This window comes from Bacillus sp. RO2 (assembly GCF_012911845.1).
Taxonomy (GTDB): domain Bacteria; phylum Bacillota; class Bacilli; order Bacillales; family Bacillaceae_I; genus Sutcliffiella_A.
Genome location: NZ_JAAXCU010000057.1, coordinates 1 through 18816, shown reverse-complemented (window position 1 = coordinate 18816; position 18816 = coordinate 1). Strand labels below are relative to the sequence as shown.

Here is an 18816-nt window from a genome sequence, read left to right as displayed (position 1 = left end):
TATAAAATTTAGGCTTGTACTCGTTTTTTTATTGCATAGAAAGCATAATTAACAAAGCACCAGCTTGCATAAGGTAGGCTTAGCTTTTCAATTTCTCGATAAACGTACCAATTTCTTTTGGCTGTCTTTAATTTGTTACTTGAGATAGACCCTTCGACAATTCGATAGTTGGCCAAAGGCTCCTGCATTCCATATGCAATATGACCTTGACGCAGGACTTTTAACCAGAGTGCAAAATCTTGCCTTGTCCGAATTAATGGCATCTGCAAAGGTTCTACTTTTCTTGTGTCGATCATTACAGTCAGACATCCAATTATCGTGTTTTTCAGAAGTCCTTTGTAATCAATTTGCTTAGGAACATCAATCACTTTATCAAGTGGTTTGCCGTCTTCATCCATTAAGTTGTACGCAGTAAAGCTGAATGCATAATCATTTTTCTGCATAAAAGCCAATTGTTTTTCCAGCTTATCAGGCACCCATAAGTCGTCACTGTCCAAGAAAGCAACATAGTCTCCTTGGGCTGCTTTTAAAGCGGTATTCCTTGCCACCGCTGCACCGCTGTTTTCTTCTAGAAAGATCGGCTTTATTCTTGGATCTAATGCAGCATATTCTTTTAAGATTTCTCTTGTTGTATCCTTTGAACAATCATCAACAATGATCATTTCCCAATTTGTATATGTTTGAGTTCGAACTGATTCGATTGTTGCTGCTATAAACTTCTCCGCATTATAGGAGGGAGTAATCACTGAAACCAATGAGGAAGACATACATAAACACCACCTTTACATATCTTCTTCTCTAAATAATAGCGGAACGACAATATAACCAAACACAATCGTTACACCGATCAAGCCGCCTAGAACGGCTCTTTTTTTGCTAGAAAGATCCTCTGAACGAGACTCGCTCACCCTAACCGGCTCTGTTAACTCCGCTGGGTAAAAGGATGATTTTTTTTCTTCAGAATCAATAGTTATTTCTAATAGTTCAACTAGTAGGGATAGCTCGCTGTTAACCGCTTTACCCACCGATTCTTCTGAGGTGTTTCCTTTTGTAATATTTTTATAAATTTTGTAAGTTTCTTCTAAGGTCTTTCCTTCTATAATATTTTCGTAATGTAATGAGTTCTTCTCTAATTCCTCTTTGTCTCTCACTAAGAAGGCATCTACTAATCGTTCTAACCCCTCTTCTACCTCTTCTTCATTGTCAGAACGGTAAATAAGCTCAAGGGAAGTACCAGATACAGTATTTATTACGATACCCGACCTTATCGCTTCTAACTCCTCAGGCTCGTAATCAGGAAAAGTGGATTCAAGAAAAGAATTACTTGTTATGATACCTTTGACTGCTTCAGCATTGTTCATCTTTTCGAACGTCTTTTCGTCACCATTATAAAAACCTAGTTCTATTTCTGCTTTCGCAGCATAGCTGACAACAGGTTCTGATTTCATTTCAAAAAAGTAACCTAATCCGGCTAGCAACAATGGAATGATAATTAGTAATGGAATGGATTTTTTTATTCTGTTTAAAAGTAAGTTTAATATATTTTCCATCTTATTCTCCTTCTTTTAAAAGGTTATGAGTAGGCGATAATTCCACTTTCTCGTTACTCTTTCTCTTTCTTAATATGTTAAGCGTAACTATTCCAAATGCAAAAAGTACCCAATGGAAAAACAGGTTAGAAACGGAGCTAGGGCTTATACTTGAAAGAACAAATGCTGCCAATGCCACAAGTATCGCTTCTGTGATGAGCTTATACTGATTGGTTAACCCTTTATTAAAATGTTGGAATAACTTAATCATTAGGTAGGCATATAAAGTTATATAACCAAGTACGACAAATATACCAAAGTTGGTGAATATCTCCAAAAACCAAAAATGCACATTTACCACTTGGTCCGTATCATGTATGGAGTAGTTCTCCATGTAATATTCAGTATTTCCTGCACCAACTCCCATACCAAAGGAGTCCAATGAGAAATTGAAAGCATTTCTCATTAAATTGGCTCTTCCTATATTAGATGGAAGTCTTCCAGAAACATCATGGATGGTAGGGCTAAGAAATAAGCTGGAAAAGGTCGACCATAATTTATTGTAAAAGAGGAGAACAAACAAAGAAGCTCCCACTGCACCTAAAGCCAATATCCACTTTCTCACAACACTTTTACACAATAAAAACACGTAAAAACCTATCCCTGCAATGACAGCTAGCTGGCTGGCCCTTGACTCGGTCAACATGATTAAATGCAGAGCCGCCAAGGAAAGAACAATCCCTCCTGCTTTCCAATACTTATTCTTACCATTTCTAATTAGCGATAGAAAGAAGAACAACGATATGGAAAGGAAGGTGGCAAAATCATTTTGGTTAGTAAAGACAGATGTAGGATAATGTTGATTATATTCAGGTCCTAAATGTAAGGAGGAACTGGGCAGATGGTTCTTGGTAAAGGTGTTCCAATAGCCGATCAACATGACAAAAACTGACATGATTACCCATATGTAATAAAAATTCAGTACCTTCTTAAGGTCGTTAAGAAACAGTGTAACAATAAAGATCAGGAAAATGCCCATCACCAAAATTGATATGTATTTAATACCCTCTGTTACAGACTTTGCCCATAAGAGTGTGAGGAGCGCATAATACAGCCAAAAGACAAAAAAAAGCAAACTCCCTTTTACCCTAAGATCCGTCCATTTTGTCCACAAATCTTTCCTAAAGTCACTGCGAATCAAGTTAAAGACAATTAAAAAACCTACTATTATTAACAGGATTCTATATGGAAATAAGCTAAAGAACCCTAAGTTAATAGAGAAAAAAGCATTATTCAAAAAAGTTGCACCTAATAACACATAGATAGTAATCATCAAGTATCTATTATCAAAAAGGTATTGCTTTAAGATTACTAATACTAGTAACGCTACATTTAGTAACACCAAGGGGATATAAATGTTTGGTCTATCTATAAAGATTAAACCTATTGTTAGTATAGCCCCAAGCAATAATCCAACAATCCCGATTACCACTTGCCTAATGCCTGTAAATCCCAGATTCATTTTCCTCCTCCTAAACTAACTACTATTTTAATGTGCTGGCAGAGACATCCTGATAATCAGGAAATCTCTACCATGATAATGTTAAATTTTATTATTCCATTTCTAGCATTTAGAATACATGACCTTTATTCCACTATCGGTCTGCCAATTGAATGATAAATCAGGGAATGTTTTTTTGCCTCATTCAAGTCAAAAATGTTTCTTCCATCAATGACAATTGGGTTTTCCAAGCATTCTTTTACTTTAGTTAAATCTAGCTCTTTTACCTCAGCTGAATCTGTCACAATTATACAAGCATCAGCACCACTAAGTGCCTCATAGATGTTATCGTAATAATCAATAGTATCTCCAAAATGTTTCTTCGCTTCATCTATAGCAATAGCATCAAATGCTTTGATTTTCGCCCCATTGTTAAGTAATTCAGGAATTATTTCAAGTGATGGAGCATCTCTCATATCATCTGTATTAGGCTTAAACGCCAAACCAAGGATGGCAAAGTTCTTACCTTCAATATCACCAAAAACGTCTTTGATTTTTTTTACGACCTTACTTTTTTGAATATCATTAGTTTCCATAACTGCTCTGATTAATTTAAAGTCATACCCTACTGAGCTTGCGATATGCAATAAAGCACTCGTATCTTTAGGGAAACATGATCCTCCATAGCCTATTCCTGCATTAAGGAACTTCTTGCCTATGCGGCTGTCTAATCCCATTCCCTCCGCAACCTTTGTCACATCCGCTCCAATTTCTTCACAAATGTTTGCGATATCATTAATGAAAGAAATTTTGGTCGCTAAAAAGGCATTGGAAGCATACTTGATCATTTCTGCGCTTTCTAAATCAGACTTTAAAATAATCGTATTAAAAGGAGCATGCAGCTCTTCGATGATGCCTGCAGCCTTTTCACTTGATGCACCAATAACAGCACGTTCCATATTCATCGTGTCTTCAATGGCAGATCCTTCTCGTAAGAATTCAGGGTTGGAAACAACGTCAAATTCTTGATTTCCTCCAGAAACTTCTTGAATAATATTATATACTCGTTTACCTGTTCCTACTGGGACAGTACTTTTATTAACAACTACTTTATAGGAGTTCAGATTTTCACCAATTGTTTTTGCTACAGCATCAACATAGCTTAAATTAGCTTCTCCTGTTTCTGCCATCGGGGTTCCTACAGCTATATAAACAATATCAGAATCTTGGATGGCAGCTCCAATATCCGTCGTAAAAGAAAGATTTCCTTTTGCCGCGTTTTGTTTCACCAAATCTTCCAGACCTGGCTCATATATAGGAATAATCCCATTTTTCAGGTTGTTTATTTTTTGCTCGTCTATATCACAACAAATAACACGATTCCCAATTTCCGCAAAACACGTGCCCGACACTAAACCAACATAGCCGGTTCCCATAACTGCTATTCGTTTCATACTACCTATCCTTTCGTGATGTAATTAGAATTAGCTAAGGAGTTTAGATATTCTATCACTTCTTCTCGTAAATCTTCTCTATCAAGAGCAAAGTCAACTGTTGCTTTGATAAATCCAAATTTATCTCCAACATCATAGCGTATTCCGCCGAACTGATAGGCTAATACCTGTTGTTGGCTATTTAACGTATTAATTGCATCTGTCAATTGTATCTCCCCGCCTGATCCTTTAGGGGTATGCTCAAGAATATTGAATATTTCAGGTGTCAACACATAGCGACCCATTATGGCGTAGTTCGAAGGTGCTTCCGCAAGCTTCGGCTTCTCCACAAATCCATCCACGTTGATAACGTTCTCTTCTAGCTTATCTTCTTTCGGAGAAACAATACCATATTTTGAGACATCTGCATCAGGAACGCTTTGAATCCCTACTACAGATGACCCATATTTGTCATAGACGTTGATCAGTTGTTGCAGACAAGGTGTGTCCCCTTTTACGATATCGTCACCAAGCATGACACCAAAAGCATCATTTCCAATAAACTTCCTTGCACACCAAATCGCATGGCCGAGGCCAAGGGGTTCCTTTTGTCTTATATAATGAATGTTTGCTAAATTAGCAATGGATTTTATTTCTTGTAAGATATCGTACTTTTCTTTTTTCTCTAAAGTTTCTTCCAGTTCATAGGACTTATCGAAATGGTCCTCAATTGCCCGTTTCCCTCTTCCACTAACAATAATAATATCTTCAATCCCTGATTGTACTGCTTCTTCTACGATATATTGGATAGTCGGTTTATCTACAATTGGCAGCATCTCTTTCGGCTGGGCTTTCGTAGCAGGTAAAAAACGAGTACCAAGACCAGCTGCTGGAATAATTACTTTTTTTATTGTCATAGTTTCCACCTCAGAAAAAATATTTTCATTATAGTAATATGCGGTATTTTTGAATAAGGTCCTTTGAATTCTGTGTAACATCGAAGTTTGAAGTTACCCTTTCATAAAGACTCTCGATAACCTCTGGCCCATAGTCGCCTTTATCTGTATACCCTAAAACACCGTCTACTATCTGCTCTGCGGACTTTGGTTCAATTAGTAAACCTTTAAATTCTCCAAACAACTCAGGAATTCCACCTACATCAGAAGAAAGTACAGGAACCTTTAAGGCTAATGCTTCAATAATAACAGTAGGCATGCCTTCCCTATAGGATGGAAGCAGGAAGATATCAGCTGCACGTAAGTAATCTTTTACCTTTTCATTCGCAATCTGACCGGTTAGGATGATTTTCTTCTTGCCTTCCAGCTCGCTTTTCAATGGTCCATCGCCCACAAGCAAAAGTCTGAAACGATCGTCCAACTGCTCTATTGCGGAAACCATTTCCCTAATGCCTTTTTCATTCATAATCCGACCAACAAATAATAAAAGCTTTTTATCCTCTGGCAAGTTAAGGCGCTTTCGTAGACTAATCTTTTCTTCCTCGCTAATATCAGTACTTGAAAACTTTTCCATATTAACTCCTATAGGAAGGACTTCAGGTTTTACACCTGTAAGTTTTTGCGTCTTCTCGGCCAATGCTCCACTTACAGCTGTCACCGTTCCAGCATTTCTAACAGCAAATTTAAAAGCATTCATTGCACTGTTACTGTATTGGGGATACACATTCACGTCGCTTCCATGCAAGGTTAATACATAAGGTATGTTATATATACTGGAAAGGATTGCTGCCGCACCCCCACTAGGCATCGCAAAATGGGCATGGATAATGTCAAATTCGATACCTTGATCTTCAATAAAATGCCGTATTGCTTTTGCAAACCTTTTGTGTGGTTGCGCCCATTTTAACTGACCAGGAATAGCAACGAACCTTGGACGATGTATCTTGATCCCATTCCAATCATAGCTTTGAGGGAATTTCTTATAATTTTTATATTTCTGACTGACCCGCGATAAGACTTTTGGTGAAAACGGGACAGGGGCCACCACTTCAATATCCACCCCTAAATCTCGGATAGACTCCGCCTGTGTTTGATGAAACACACCAGCACCCGGCAAATGATCAGAAGGATAGGCAGTTGTAATAAATAGCACCTTCATCACAATCTCCCCCTTGTTGTTTTGTTAAGGATTTTTCTTACTGGTTTCCAATCTTTTATTTCAGGATACCCGATATAGATGAACAGTACGTATATTAGTCCACCAATACCAATCGACAGGGCGATATTGATGTATATATTTATAAATTCAACTTGATATAAAACATTCTTGAAGAAATAGACGAAAACGGCCATCATACCTGTCAAAAGTATCGGCTTTAATAAAGTACGAATATAATCTTTCATTTCAAGATCGATCAACTTTTTCAACAGCCATCTTCCGATCAAAAAGTTGATAAAACTTGTGACAACGTATGTCCAAGCAACTATATATATATCATATTTAGTAGCAAAATACATAGTGGTACCATACAGAAGCATGACCCCAAAATCCCAATAAAAGGCGATATTAGCCTTCCCTTTTGCTAATATGATGGATCCATTAGGGTTCATTAGGACTCTTAAGATACCTACTACCGCTAATATTCCGAGGATAGGTGCAGCATCCAGCCATCTGGCACCGAAGAACACTTCAATGAACAAATCGGAAATCGCCATTAAACCTAGTAATAATGGCAAGCTAACAAGAGCAAGCATCTTTGTGACATTCAGAAAACCTTCTATTAAAAGCTTGTTATCTGACTGACTCCGTGAGAAAACCGGAAAAGCTACCCTTGTAATGATTGGATTTATTTTCATGACCGGAATGGTCACTACTTGATATGCCAATGAATAGATACCAAGGGCTTCCGCTCCTAGGAACCTACCTATCAAGATATAATCAATATTAGCCCCTATTCTGTTTACAAGTCGGGACATCAACTGGAAAACTCCAAACGACATCAATTCTTTAATGGAGGATAAATTGAAGACGAAGGAAGGCTTCCATTTTTTTGAGTAAACGGCAAAGTATAAAATACCCTTAAGTGAGTTTAGAATAACCTGTGAAATCACATAGGCGTACAGCTCCTGTATTAAAAAAATCATGATAAGCAAGCTGATAAAAGATGCCAAGTTTGTTGCAACTTCAATTCTGCTTAAAAGATTGAAATTAAGATCTTTCTGAAGCAAATATTGAAACTGCTGCCCAATCGGGGCTATAAGGAACATAATTCCCAGTACTTTTATTAATGGAATTAATTCAGGCTGATTATAAAATCCCGCGATGAGCGGGCTAGCAAAAAATAAACCAATAAATAAGATAATACCTACGAAGATGTTCAGCCAATATAAAGTGGATAGCTGTTCATCTGATACTTTTTCCTTTTGGATGATAGCTGCACTGAACCCCATATCCAATAGGATTTGTGTAAAAATAACAACCGTTGTTATCATTCCTACAACACCGAATTGTTCCTTTGTTAATAGATTTCCTAATATGGCAAATTGAACAATTTGTATTACCGTAATGATAATGGTAGACAAGGCTGTCCATTTCGCACCCGATAAAATCTGTTTTGTGATAGTCGACATGATTCTTCCCTACTTTTAGTAATCTTTCTACTATTATTTACAATTAAAAACCCATTTATAGATTATAGCACAAAGTATTATCATACTTCTTTTTTTGAAAGGTCTCTCGTCATTACAATTACTTTTCATTTATGTAAATTTCATTACTTTTCAGCTGATATAAAGCAAAACGCCTGTTTCTATAGAAGAAACAGGCGTCTTGCTTTAAAATTCGTTGTTTTATTTATTGATGAAGTAGTTTTCTACCCCGTTATAAATTGCTTTAGCGGCTTTTTCCCTGAATGTTGCACTTGCTAGAAGCTTGGCTTCTTCAGAGTTACTGAGGAAGGCTACTTCTACTAATACGCTTGGCATTTTGGAATCACGTATAACAACGAAAGAACCTTCTTTCACGCCGCGATCACGTAACCCTAATTCTTCCACCAATTCATCTTGGATAGCTTCTGCCAACTCTTTACTTTCTTGTGATTGATATTTGTCGCTATACCATGTTTCGGTTCCATTCGCTCCCGGATCTGTGAATGAGTTTACATGAATACTTACAAAAATATCTGCACCTTTATTTTCTGCATACAAAACTCGATCTGCCAATGGAATATACACATCTGTGGTTCTTGTCATCAATGGTAATGATCCCGCTGAAGTAACTTTATTTTCTAGCCGTTTAGAGATATCAAAAACAATATCTTTTTCCTGCAGCCCATTTCCAACAGCACCTGGATCTGTTCCACCATGACCCGGATCAATGGCAATTCGTTTACCAAGCATAGGTGCAGATAATGTATTAACAACATTCTGGCCTACAGAAGTCGCCCCTCCTAGTACTACGAATTCTCCTATACCCTTTTCCTTAATCAAATCTAATGTAGTACTTGGCAATTGAGTAGAGTGAGTTAAGAGAATAACAGCGTTCTGCTTAGCAGCAAGCACAGATCCAGCTAAAGCATCTGCATAAGCATGTCCATTAGTGATATATGTCTTCTTTGAATGGATGCTTAACTGTTTCACAACATTCGTTGCAACTTGGAAACGATCACTTCCACCAATCCGTGTAGGAGACGGCATTTTATTGTAGACAGCGCGAGAAACACTTGTTTCTCCTCCCATGATATATGTAGATGAAACATTTCTATTTTTTAGTGAATTAGAAGTTACAGCCGGAACAGTTGTACTTTCCGTAAGTAAGATTGGAATACCATTTCTCGCTGCGTATGGTGCAATAGATAGTGAATCAGCAGCAGCTCTGCCATTAGCAAGAATAGCTATATTCTTTGCCGGTAATTCTTTGGCGATATTGGCAGCAACCTCAAAGCGGTCTTTTCCACTTATTCTTCGTACTTGTATTCCTAAATTTCTAATCTCTGAAACTACTCTTTCAGAAACACTTGCCGTACCACCGATTACAATCACATTGCTTGCGCGTAATTCTTGTAATCTATTTTTTGTAATTAACGGCAAGCCATTTGCTTTCGTTAATAATATTGGTGCATTCAAACGATATGCAAGCGGGGAAGCTGCCAGTGCATCCGCAAATGCGGCCCCTGATGTAATAATAACAGTATTGGATGTAGTCCAGCCTTCCCTCGAAACATTTACAGCAACATCGTAACGGTCTGCTCCATCTATTCGTTTTGGTCCGCTGGCTTCAGCACTATTCACACTGAAAAGCGTTGTGAAAAGAACCAAACAGATGAGCATCATAAACTTGCGCACTTGATTACCTCCCTAAATTTTTCATCTCTCGACAAATATACCAAAAATAAGCTATTTTTTCATTAAATCATTACAATAAAAAGTCGATTTTTGCAAAAATAAGTCAATAATCACATTATTACTAAAATTTCGGGACGAAAAAAATAAACCGGAGAGATCCGGTTTATTTTTTCGTGACATTTGTACCATTATAGTAAAAGTCTAATATTTGTTTATACGTATGACCTGCTTTTGCACGGGATTGAGCTCCATGCTGGCTCATACCTACCCCATGCCCAAAACCATTACCAACTACTTTTAACGTCTTCTCCGTCGTTTCAACTTGGTACATAGTGCTTTTAATATTCATGGTACCGAACATCGTTCTAAAAGCATTGGCAGTGATAGTTTGTGAAATTGTATGTTTCTTCAACGTACCATCAGCTTCTTTAACAAAGCCTTTACTCAGGTCTCTCACAAAATATTCAATTTCAATTTTTGTATCCTTGTTACGTTTACTGCTGTTTACATTCTGCGGTTCAATGTTCTTGATCCCAACAATCTTAAACTCAGAATTATTATGATGGTTGTCTGAAAGCCACTTTTTCAAACCGGTCATTGAACTGGCCTGGACCTCTTGTGTTCCGTTCCACCATGTAGTCGGATTTTTTAAGTCTAGATTATTTACATCTAATTGCAGCTTATTTAGTGTTAGGTTCCAACCTTGGTAGGAGGAATCCAGAGAATCAGGCTTTGCCTTTAAATAAGCAATTTGAGTTCCGCCCCAAAGATTAGAATTTGATTCTGTATATCCACCATTACTTGAAGAGAAAACGGCATTCTGACCAATCGGGTTTCCGTTATAGGTAAGGATTTCACCTTTTGTCGCTTCGATAGCATTGTTTGTATTCACATGCCACTCGTATCCTCTATAAACCTGGAACCCTTGTGTATCATTAATAGTGGTCCCTATTGTTCCATAAGAATACGTTCTTGCTGCAACAGATTGCGCCTTTAATGCTTCCATTTCCCATGAAGCCGGCATTTCAGCTGGAACTACACCCTTAAGATAATCATCAAAAGGAATATTTCTGTTATATGGTCTTACAAAACCATTTTCAATATGAAACTCAATCTTCCCTAGGTAAGGACGATTATTCAATTCAATGACATTGCTTTCATTGTAACGTTCCGGGATCATATTGAAATTAGCATTACCGAAATCCTTCAATAATTTTGTGCCTTCGTATAAACCAAGGCGCCCATTATTATTTTGAACCTTGTATGTTTTGCTGCTTTCAAGGTACAACTCATTAGGAAGCTGGTTTTCTACTTCTCTAGTAACAGAATGTGGACCACCTAAAATGGTAAAAGAACCGGTGTTTTTGGTATCTATTATAGTTTGAACCGAAGAAGGAATAGTCGTCGCTTTCGTTAATAAAAGCGGACGGTTATTCTTCGCAGCTAAAACTGCTCCCGTGAAAGCATCGGCATATTTCTCTCCGTTAGAAAGGTACACTTCAGATGCGTCCAAATTAAGTGTTTTTATAATATTTGCAGAGACTTCGTATCTGTCTGCTCCACCAATACGGCTTTTAGTTCCTGGCAGTTGATTGTAAACCTGTTGAGAAACGCTTGTTGGACCGCCGATTACCGTAACCTTTGTTTTCCCTTTAAGGGCTGCGGATGTTGGAGCCGGGATGCTTTTATCCTTTGTTAAAAGGATAGGCACTTTATTTACAGCGGCATATGGCGCAATGGATAATGCGTCTGCATAGGCATTTCCACCAACAACGATAGCTTGTGTGGAGCTGCCCAATAGAGTCGCAATGTTCTTTGCTACCTCATAACGATCCGCCCCGTTTACCCTCGAAACTTTACTAGTGAACCCTTTTAGTTGGTTAAACACAGTATTGGATACACTGCTTGTACCACCGATGACAATGATTTCCTTCGCCTTTAACTCACGAAGCTTATTTATTGTCGTATCTGGAATGGAATGGTGACGTGTAAGTAAGATTGGAGCATTTTTAGCATAGGCGAATGGTGCTGTTGATAGTGCATCTGCATACGCTTCTTGACTGACAATAAAAACAGCATCCGATACATTCCAACCACTTGACGCAATGTTAGCTGCAACTTCAAATCGATCTGCACCTGATAACCTGACATTTCCGTTTTCTAGTTTGTATTGACCAGTTGTATTAACCTGGATTTCTGTCTTATTTCCAATGTAGTTCTGCAATTTAATAGAGATTGTAGAAGCTGATCCAATGGAAGTAAAACCTGGTGAAAAGAATAGTAGCAAGGCTAATGTTGAAGCTAACAAAAATTTAATTTTATTCAATTTTTATGTATCCTCCTTAAAGTTTTCCTATTTATCTCTATATTACTAATCTATCAAAACATTTCCAGTGAGTGAACAGTTATTTTGTAGGATATTGTCAGATATCATCAAAAAAACCAAAAAAAAAGCACCCTACAGGATGCTTTTTTCTGATTAGTTTGCTTGAACACTTTGAAGTTCCATTCTGCCTTCATTTTCGATAAAGCTAATCGTAACCTCTGATCCCTCTTCCACCGCATTTACAGCTTCTTGCTTGTCAGGGGATACATAATATGTAACATAGCCGTTGTCAGTTTCTACTTCAATCGTATGATTATCTGCCCATCCCTTAAACACACCAACAGATTGTTGAACGTTAGCATCTTCTTCAGCACCATTTTCATTCGATTTTCCTTGACTAGCATTAGAATCGACAGCTTCCTCGCTTGACTCAGTTTGACCACTATTGTTGTCAGCGGAAGTACCACAGGCTGACAATATCATTAAAAGCGAGAACATTAATACCGCAAGTTTTTTCAATACATTTCCTCCTCTCTCATTATAAACACATAAACCATACTAAAAAACTGAATAAGATTAGTCAATAAATTATTAGTATCATTTTGCTCTACTTCAATTTTTAACCATTGTTATGCGAGTATAATTTAGTTACAATGTTGGTGGCCTTTCAACCAAGGAGTGAACCATATGAAAAATCAAAAATCAAATTATATAGAAGAAATCCATCTAATTAGAGCTGTTGCATGTCTGCTTGTTGTATTAGTGCATGTTTCCGCCACTTATTATTACCAGCAGGATGGGTATAACGATATAACATTCTTTTTTAATCAGATTGGTAGATTTGGTACACCTCTTTTTGCTGTAATTAGTGGCTTTTTACTTTTTTATCATGTAAGGCAAAAAGGTTTCCAACTGAATAAATTTGTTACATCTAGATTTGTAAAAGTCGGTTCTCCATTTTTATTTTGGAGTATATTTTATATCTTTCTCCTAGTACTATTAGAAGGCGCTACACCCTTAGACGAAGGGAAGAAAATTTTTACTATCGACTTTTTATTAGGAAACTCTTACGTTCATCTATATTTTATGTCTATCGTTTTTCAGTTTTACTTGCTTTTTCCTTTATTGCAGAAAATACGCTCCAATCAATTATGGACTGTACTGCTCTTTGTTTCACTAGTAATAAACTACTATTTTGTTGAACTGTTTACACCAAGCTTTAATAATGAGTTAATACAATACGCATTTTCTCAACGTGCTCTTTTTCTTAATTGGATTTTCTTTTTTATTTATGGCGGTTTTGCCGCATATAACTGGGAAAAAATCTATTCTCTTTCCAAAAAAATTAAACTTGTTTCATTGATCGCTTCTATTTTTATCATTGTATTAACGGTATATGAGTACAATGCGAATGGATCTGTTTCATCCAACAGACCTTTGAACTTTATTTATATTCCTGTTATCTTTGTCACTTTAATTGGTACGTATGACTATATTTCCAAATTGAATTTATTGAAACAGGCTTTTACAAAAGTAGGGCAGCTATCCATGGGCATTTATCTGGTTCATATGTTTATCATTTACCTTTTCGTCCATTATATGCCAGATTCCATCTGGACAACGCTAAACTTCCCATTTGTGTTTCTAGCCATTCTTTTAGCTTCCATTTTATTTGTCAGAGTCATTCAACTGTTACCTTACGATCAATACTTGGTTACAGTGCCGAAATTAAAAAACACCAAACGAAACAACATACCAAGATCAGCATAATAGAAGCTTTCCAGTCACTCGGCTGGAAAGCTTCTTTCGTTTAATCCTATGAAAAGAAGGTGGAAAAGTGGCAACACTTTCAAAAACAAACTTAGGTATTTAATTATTGCTCAAATAGAAAAAAGAGCTTGGATTATCATCCAAGCTCTCCCTTTTTATAATCTCCACAGAGTAACATTCTCCGGACATTCTTCTTTTACCAACTTGCTCTTAATATCCACTACCACTCCAGATTCTTCTTTTAGAAGATTTCCAAATTGGCTCCAGCCTTTGTCTACGTATTCTTGGTGTGGTACTGCGAAAATTACTGCATCGGCTGGTTGTAGGTTTTCGTAGTCCATTAGTTCGATTCCGTATTCTCTGATGGCGTCTTCTTTTTCAGCGTGAGCATCTGTTACTTGTACTTCCACACCGAATTCCTTTAGTTCATCGATTACATCAATAACTCGGGAATTCCTCAAGTCTGGTACATTTTCCTTGAAAGTTAATCCAAGGACGGTTACTTTTGCTCCCTGGATCTTCATATCTTTTTTGATCATCTCTTTTATTAAAGAAGTGGCAATGTGCTTGCCCATATTTTCATTTATGCGACGACCTGCCAAGATTACTTCTGGATGATATCCGACACTTTCCGCTTTGGACGTTAAGTAATATGGATCAACACCAATGCAGTGTCCTCCTACTAATCCAGGAGAGAAACGAAGGAAGTTCCATTTTGTCCCTGCAGCTTGGAGAACTTCATCTGTGTCTATATCTAAACGGTCAAAGATTAATGCTAATTCATTCATTAGTGCAATGTTTAAGTCTCTTTGTGTATTTTCAATTACTTTTGCTGCTTCTGCTACTTTAATTGTACTAGCTCTATACACGCCAGCTTCTACAACTGAATTGTACACAGAAGCTACTATTTCAAGGATTTCTTCGTTTTGTCCCGATACTATTTTCGTGATTGTTCTGAATGTACGTTCCTTATCTCCAGGATTGATTCTTTCAGGTGAATACCCGATAAAGAAATCTTCTCCACCTTTTAATCCTGATTGTTCTTCTAATATAGGTAAGCAAACTTCTTCTGTTGCACCAGGATAAACAGTGGATTCGTAAACCACGATTGTTCCTTTAGAAAGGTTTCTGCCCACTGTTTCAGAGGCTTTCTTTAATGGAGTAAGGTCGGGAACATTATGTTTATAGATTGGAGTTGGAACTGCTACTATAATAAAATCTGCTTGTGATAAGTCTGATTCGTCCATCGTAAAGTCAATGTTCGCTTTCACCAGGTCCTCAGATGTTACTTCATTTGTGTAATCAATTCCTTGCTTTAATGTATCGATTCTATTTTGATTAATGTCAAAGCCTATGATCTTATGGTTTTTACCAAATTCAACCGCTACCGGTAACCCAACATAACCTAGCCCTACAACTGCTATTTTTCTGTTCATATTCTGTAAATCCTCCTTGGGATGATAACTGGTATAATGATGATTTTATATTAACAAATAAATATTTCTTTATAGTGATTTAAAATATATAGAATTACTGTGGAAAACACAAGTTACACCTAAGAAAATATTATAATTTGATATGTTCGAAAAATCCACTTTCAACCTATATTGTAAAGGGAAAGTAATATTTAACGTTAATTAAAGTATGTCAAATTGATCAAATTTCATAAAATTCTACAAATACTACATGATAAAGCATTTTTTTCAATATATATATGGTGTTAGATTAACATTGACCATATAATCAAAAATAAAGATTACTAATACAGGAAGAGTGCTGCATGATTAAGAAAGTATGGATTAAAGTTTTGGTAAGTGTCCTTTAGTTTTTTGTCGATAGAGAGAAAATAAAAAAACACCTCGAAAGGTGTCCTCATCTTGAATCAACAGGTTTAGCATAAAGTATATATCTTTCAGGAGCCGCTCCAGTCAGTGTAAAAGGATAGCATGTAGTTAAGAGGAGATCCTCTTTTTCCTTTTGCAGGGTAATTACTGTTCTATCATCTTCATCCACTATTTTAGAATCATAGATTTCGTACATATATTCCCCATATGGCATATTCACATAGAATCTATCTCCGATTTCCAATTCACCTAAGCGAAGGAACACAGTATCTCGGTGACCTGAAAACACGATTTGGCCCTCTTCACCTGGAAAAGATGCACCTTTAAAATGGCCTACTCCCTTTTCCAACTCTGCAGGATCCGTTCCTTCAACTATTGGGAGCTCGGCTTCAAGTCTAGGAATTTTCAGCAGCCCGACTACTTCTCCTGTCTCAGGTGCAAAATCATCGGGCTTTTTCGGGCGTTCTTTTTTATCCGGGGTGTCCTTTTCGCCTACCATACCCTTGGTTATAGAAACAGCATCTTTTAGTGCCGCCTCTGTTTTTCTATCCGTACTGATTTTTTCGAATAAACCGTAGCCTATAAAAGAAAGACCAGTAAAGATAAACAGAATGCCCACTATCATACCCTTTTTCAAAATTTATTTTCACCTCTTAAATTTATTTCTTCTCATTTTCATTTTACCTAATTTAAGAAAAACCTCAACAACAGAGAGTCTAGCAAATTATAATATTTTCCCAAACACACTAGACATATTCTTCATGACAATAGGTAATAAAGCGGCCATAAAATGAAGCCCTATTAAAGCAAAATAATAGAATTTATATTTAGCCAACTTAAATACAAGCGGAATAATCACAAGAAGAATCCCCGCCACGCTAATTAGAGAATAGATCATAGTCCCTTGAGTTTCTCCAAAAGTTACAAGTAAATAAAAGAACCCCACGATACTAATATTGTATATTAAAAATATTAGTGAAAGTGCGAAGCAGATAAAATTAGCTGTACGCTTAAATATTGATTTCCAATCTATGTTTTTCATCGTTCTATATCCCCCTATGAAACATCATTCTTTCGTCTATTTCTTTATTTCGATATATAAGTACATTTTCCCTGTTTTTTTCCTAATTTTGAAGAAAAGAATGTCGACTTTAAAAAGACCCAAAGAAAGGGTCTCTTTAGATACTGATAAAGGTCGTATAGCCTTGGGACCTTAATGTCGCAGCCAAACGGTCTGCATTTTCTTTTTGAGAGAAAGCCCCTACCTGTACTTTGTAAAGATTATCTTCTCTGAACACAAAGGTGTTAAAGCCCTTTCTATTGAGTTCTGCTGCAAGACTATCTGCATTTTCCTTTTCACGGAATGCCCCTACTTGCACCTTATTTATTCTTGTTGACGGTGGTGGTGTTGCTTTAAGTTTTAGATTGAGATATTCTACTAATCCTCCTGCAATAGCCAAGGCACATGTTCTACGGTAGCTATCCGTTTTCAATAACTGTGCTTCTGGAAAGTAAGTCATAAATCCGCATTCACACAAGATGGATGCCATTGTTGTTTCGCGGAGAACATGGAAATTGGCTGATTTTATCCCTCTATCTTTTCTTCCAGTTGCTTGTATAAGTCTGCTGTGTATCGTATTGGCAAGACGATCAGAATTGGGCGAGTTTACAACTGGACAATATGTTTCAATTCCTTTGGCCGTATTCCATCCTCCATTTCCAAACGCGTTGGCATGAATAGAGACAAATGCCTTGGCCCCCCAAGCATTGGCATTTTCTGTGCGTTCTTTTAAAGGTACATCCCTTTCATCCGAATGGGTGAATAGGACCTCCACATCTTGATAGCCAGTCAGTTCTTGTTTTGCATACTCGGCAACCTTCCTATTAAATTCATATTCTCTCATCCCTTCTGGCGTTCGCTTACCAGGTGTACCATAACCATGACCCGCGTCTAACACAACTATCATACATTCCACCTCTTCCTTCCAATTTATTTTCCATGTTCTACTAACAGAGAAGGAACGAATTATCCCTTCGTAACCTTTTATATATTTTTTCGTCTAACTATACAAAGAGGGGTATAGTTCATATATAGTGAAGAAAAGAAAGGGAATGACTAATTCCGTTAGCCCAAATTACAAGAATGGAGGATGAACCATGAATAAAATAATGACATTACTACTAATGTTCTTAATATTGACTGCTTGTGGAACGAACGGAGACTCGTCCCAGGGCAGCCCCGACATAATAGAAGGAAATACACCAGTAAATGAAGGGAAAGAAGTAGATGATTCTCCTGCAGATTCAAAAGAATCAAGTGATCCTATCAAATCAAAAGAAGAGGCAAGAAAGAAGCTAGAAACAAACGAATTAAACAAAGAAGAACTTGAAGTCCAAGTTGACCGCCAAAACGAGGATTTTCTTTTTAAAGTTACTAACAACAAGGAGGAGGATGCTGAAATCTACTTCTCTTCCGGTCAGGAATACGATTATGTGGTATACAACGAATCCGGCAGTGCAGTTAAAAAATTGTCTGAAGGCATGATGTACACCCAAGCTATAAAAGAAATGATTTTAGCACCAGGAGAAGCATTAGAATACCCTATTTCCTACAGTGACTTAGTTGCAGACCTCCCACCAGGAGACTACACCATCCAATTCATCTTTACGGACGCAAACCATCACGCGACAGCAAAAGAAACCTTCACAGTCGAATAAGATGTACATTTGTCACGAGGTTGTAACTGCCCTCCAAAAAACCTATAATAGAATAAGAAGATTTTCCCGGCAAAGGTCTACGCGATGAAGTAGACCTTTTCGTTTTTTGCTATAGATAGGCTCCCAAACCGCCCGTGGAAAGCGAACACCTGGAACGGAAGGTAGCAGGGTGTTATGGAGACACACTTTTCACAACCAGTTCCCCCTGCTGCCTGCAGTGCAAGGTGTGAGACTCCTGCGGGGGATAACGGTAGCTTGAGACCCCACAGGCGAAGCCGAGGAGGCTCAAGCACCGTCCCGCGGAAAGCGAACACCTGGAACGGAAGGTAGCAGGGTGTCATGGAGACACACTTTTTCACGACCAGTTCCCCCTGCTGCCTGCAGTGCAAGGTGTG

Annotated in this window: 16 protein-coding genes; 2 read left to right on the top strand and 14 right to left on the bottom strand. The window is 37.4% G+C overall.

Translation table 11 applies throughout. From position 1 onward, the window contains the following. Positions 1-8: 8 nt before the first annotated feature. The 10 genes from tuaG to HF078_RS18945 form a co-directional block, all read right to left on the bottom strand. On the bottom strand, positions 9-767 hold the full coding sequence (tuaG, locus tag HF078_RS18990) for a teichuronic acid biosynthesis protein TuaG (RefSeq protein ID WP_169292561.1): 759 nt from the start codon (positions 765-767) through the stop codon (positions 9-11). A gap of 15 nt (positions 768-782) precedes the next feature. Then, complete coding sequence (locus HF078_RS18985; protein ID WP_169292560.1) at positions 783-1550, bottom strand: hypothetical protein; 768 nt, start codon at positions 1548-1550, stop codon at positions 783-785. 1 nt (position 1551) lies between these two features. After that, entirely contained in the window at positions 1552-3051 is a 1500-nt protein-coding gene (tuaE, locus tag HF078_RS18980; protein WP_169292559.1) for a teichuronic acid biosynthesis protein TuaE, read from the bottom strand. A 125-nt stretch (positions 3052-3176) separates the two neighbouring features. Further along, positions 3177-4484, bottom strand: a complete 1308-nt coding sequence (gene tuaD / locus HF078_RS18975) for a UDP-glucose 6-dehydrogenase TuaD (protein ID WP_169292558.1) — start codon at positions 4482-4484, stop codon at positions 3177-3179. A gap of 5 nt (positions 4485-4489) precedes the next feature. Further along, complete coding sequence (gene galU / locus HF078_RS18970; RefSeq protein WP_169292557.1) at positions 4490-5380, bottom strand: UTP--glucose-1-phosphate uridylyltransferase GalU; 891 nt, start codon at positions 5378-5380, stop codon at positions 4490-4492. 28 nt (positions 5381-5408) lie between these two features. After that, positions 5409-6578, bottom strand: a complete 1170-nt coding sequence (locus tag HF078_RS18965; protein ID WP_169292556.1) for a glycosyltransferase — start codon at positions 6576-6578, stop codon at positions 5409-5411. Further along, positions 6578-8050 (bottom strand): teichuronic acid biosynthesis protein TuaB, encoded by a 1473-nt coding sequence (tuaB, locus tag HF078_RS18960; protein ID WP_169292555.1) that lies wholly within the window; start codon positions 8048-8050, stop codon positions 6578-6580. The genes HF078_RS18965 and tuaB overlap by 1 nt, the downstream gene beginning before the upstream one ends. Positions 8051-8269: 219 nt before the next feature. Next, positions 8270-9763 carry an N-acetylmuramoyl-L-alanine amidase gene (locus tag HF078_RS18955; RefSeq protein ID WP_346775377.1) on the bottom strand — a complete coding sequence of 498 codons (1494 nt, stop codon included), beginning with the start codon at positions 9761-9763 and terminating at the stop codon, positions 8270-8272. Between the two features lie 163 nt (positions 9764-9926). Beyond that, positions 9927-12089 carry a SpoIID/LytB domain-containing protein gene (locus HF078_RS18950; RefSeq protein WP_169292554.1) on the bottom strand — a complete coding sequence of 721 codons (2163 nt, stop codon included), beginning with the start codon at positions 12087-12089 and terminating at the stop codon, positions 9927-9929. A 153-nt stretch (positions 12090-12242) separates the two neighbouring features. Further along, positions 12243-12608 carry a hypothetical protein gene (locus HF078_RS18945; RefSeq protein WP_169292553.1) on the bottom strand — a complete coding sequence of 122 codons (366 nt, stop codon included), beginning with the start codon at positions 12606-12608 and terminating at the stop codon, positions 12243-12245. 168 nt (positions 12609-12776) lie between these two features. Between HF078_RS18945 and HF078_RS18940 the strand changes: the two genes are divergently transcribed. Further along, positions 12777-13859 (top strand): acyltransferase, encoded by a 1083-nt coding sequence (locus HF078_RS18940; protein WP_169292552.1) that lies wholly within the window; start codon positions 12777-12779, stop codon positions 13857-13859. 155 nt (positions 13860-14014) lie between these two features. Here the strand turns inward: HF078_RS18940 and HF078_RS18935 are convergent, their stop codons facing one another. The 4 genes from HF078_RS18935 to HF078_RS18920 all read right to left on the bottom strand — a co-directional run bounded on the left by HF078_RS18935 (position 14015) and on the right by HF078_RS18920 (position 17670). Then, the gene (locus HF078_RS18935; RefSeq protein ID WP_169292551.1) at positions 14015-15295 is read right to left on the bottom strand and encodes a nucleotide sugar dehydrogenase; all 1281 of its coding nucleotides are present in this window, start codon (positions 15293-15295) and stop codon (positions 14015-14017) included. A gap of 436 nt (positions 15296-15731) precedes the next feature. After that, positions 15732-16328 (bottom strand): class D sortase, encoded by a 597-nt coding sequence (locus HF078_RS18930; RefSeq protein ID WP_240951805.1) that lies wholly within the window; start codon positions 16326-16328, stop codon positions 15732-15734. 99 nt (positions 16329-16427) lie between these two features. Then, positions 16428-16745, bottom strand: a complete 318-nt coding sequence (locus HF078_RS18925; protein ID WP_169292549.1) for a hypothetical protein — start codon at positions 16743-16745, stop codon at positions 16428-16430. A gap of 136 nt (positions 16746-16881) precedes the next feature. Next, on the bottom strand, positions 16882-17670 hold the full coding sequence (locus tag HF078_RS18920; RefSeq protein WP_169292548.1) for an N-acetylmuramoyl-L-alanine amidase: 789 nt from the start codon (positions 17668-17670) through the stop codon (positions 16882-16884). Positions 17671-17860: 190 nt separating this feature from the next. On the opposite strand from HF078_RS18920, the gene HF078_RS18915 reads away from it, so the two are divergent. Continuing rightward, positions 17861-18421: a BsuPI-related putative proteinase inhibitor gene (locus tag HF078_RS18915; RefSeq protein WP_169292547.1), complete on the top strand. Its 561-nt coding sequence runs from the start codon at positions 17861-17863 to the stop codon at positions 18419-18421. Positions 18422-18816: the final 395 nt, after the last annotated feature.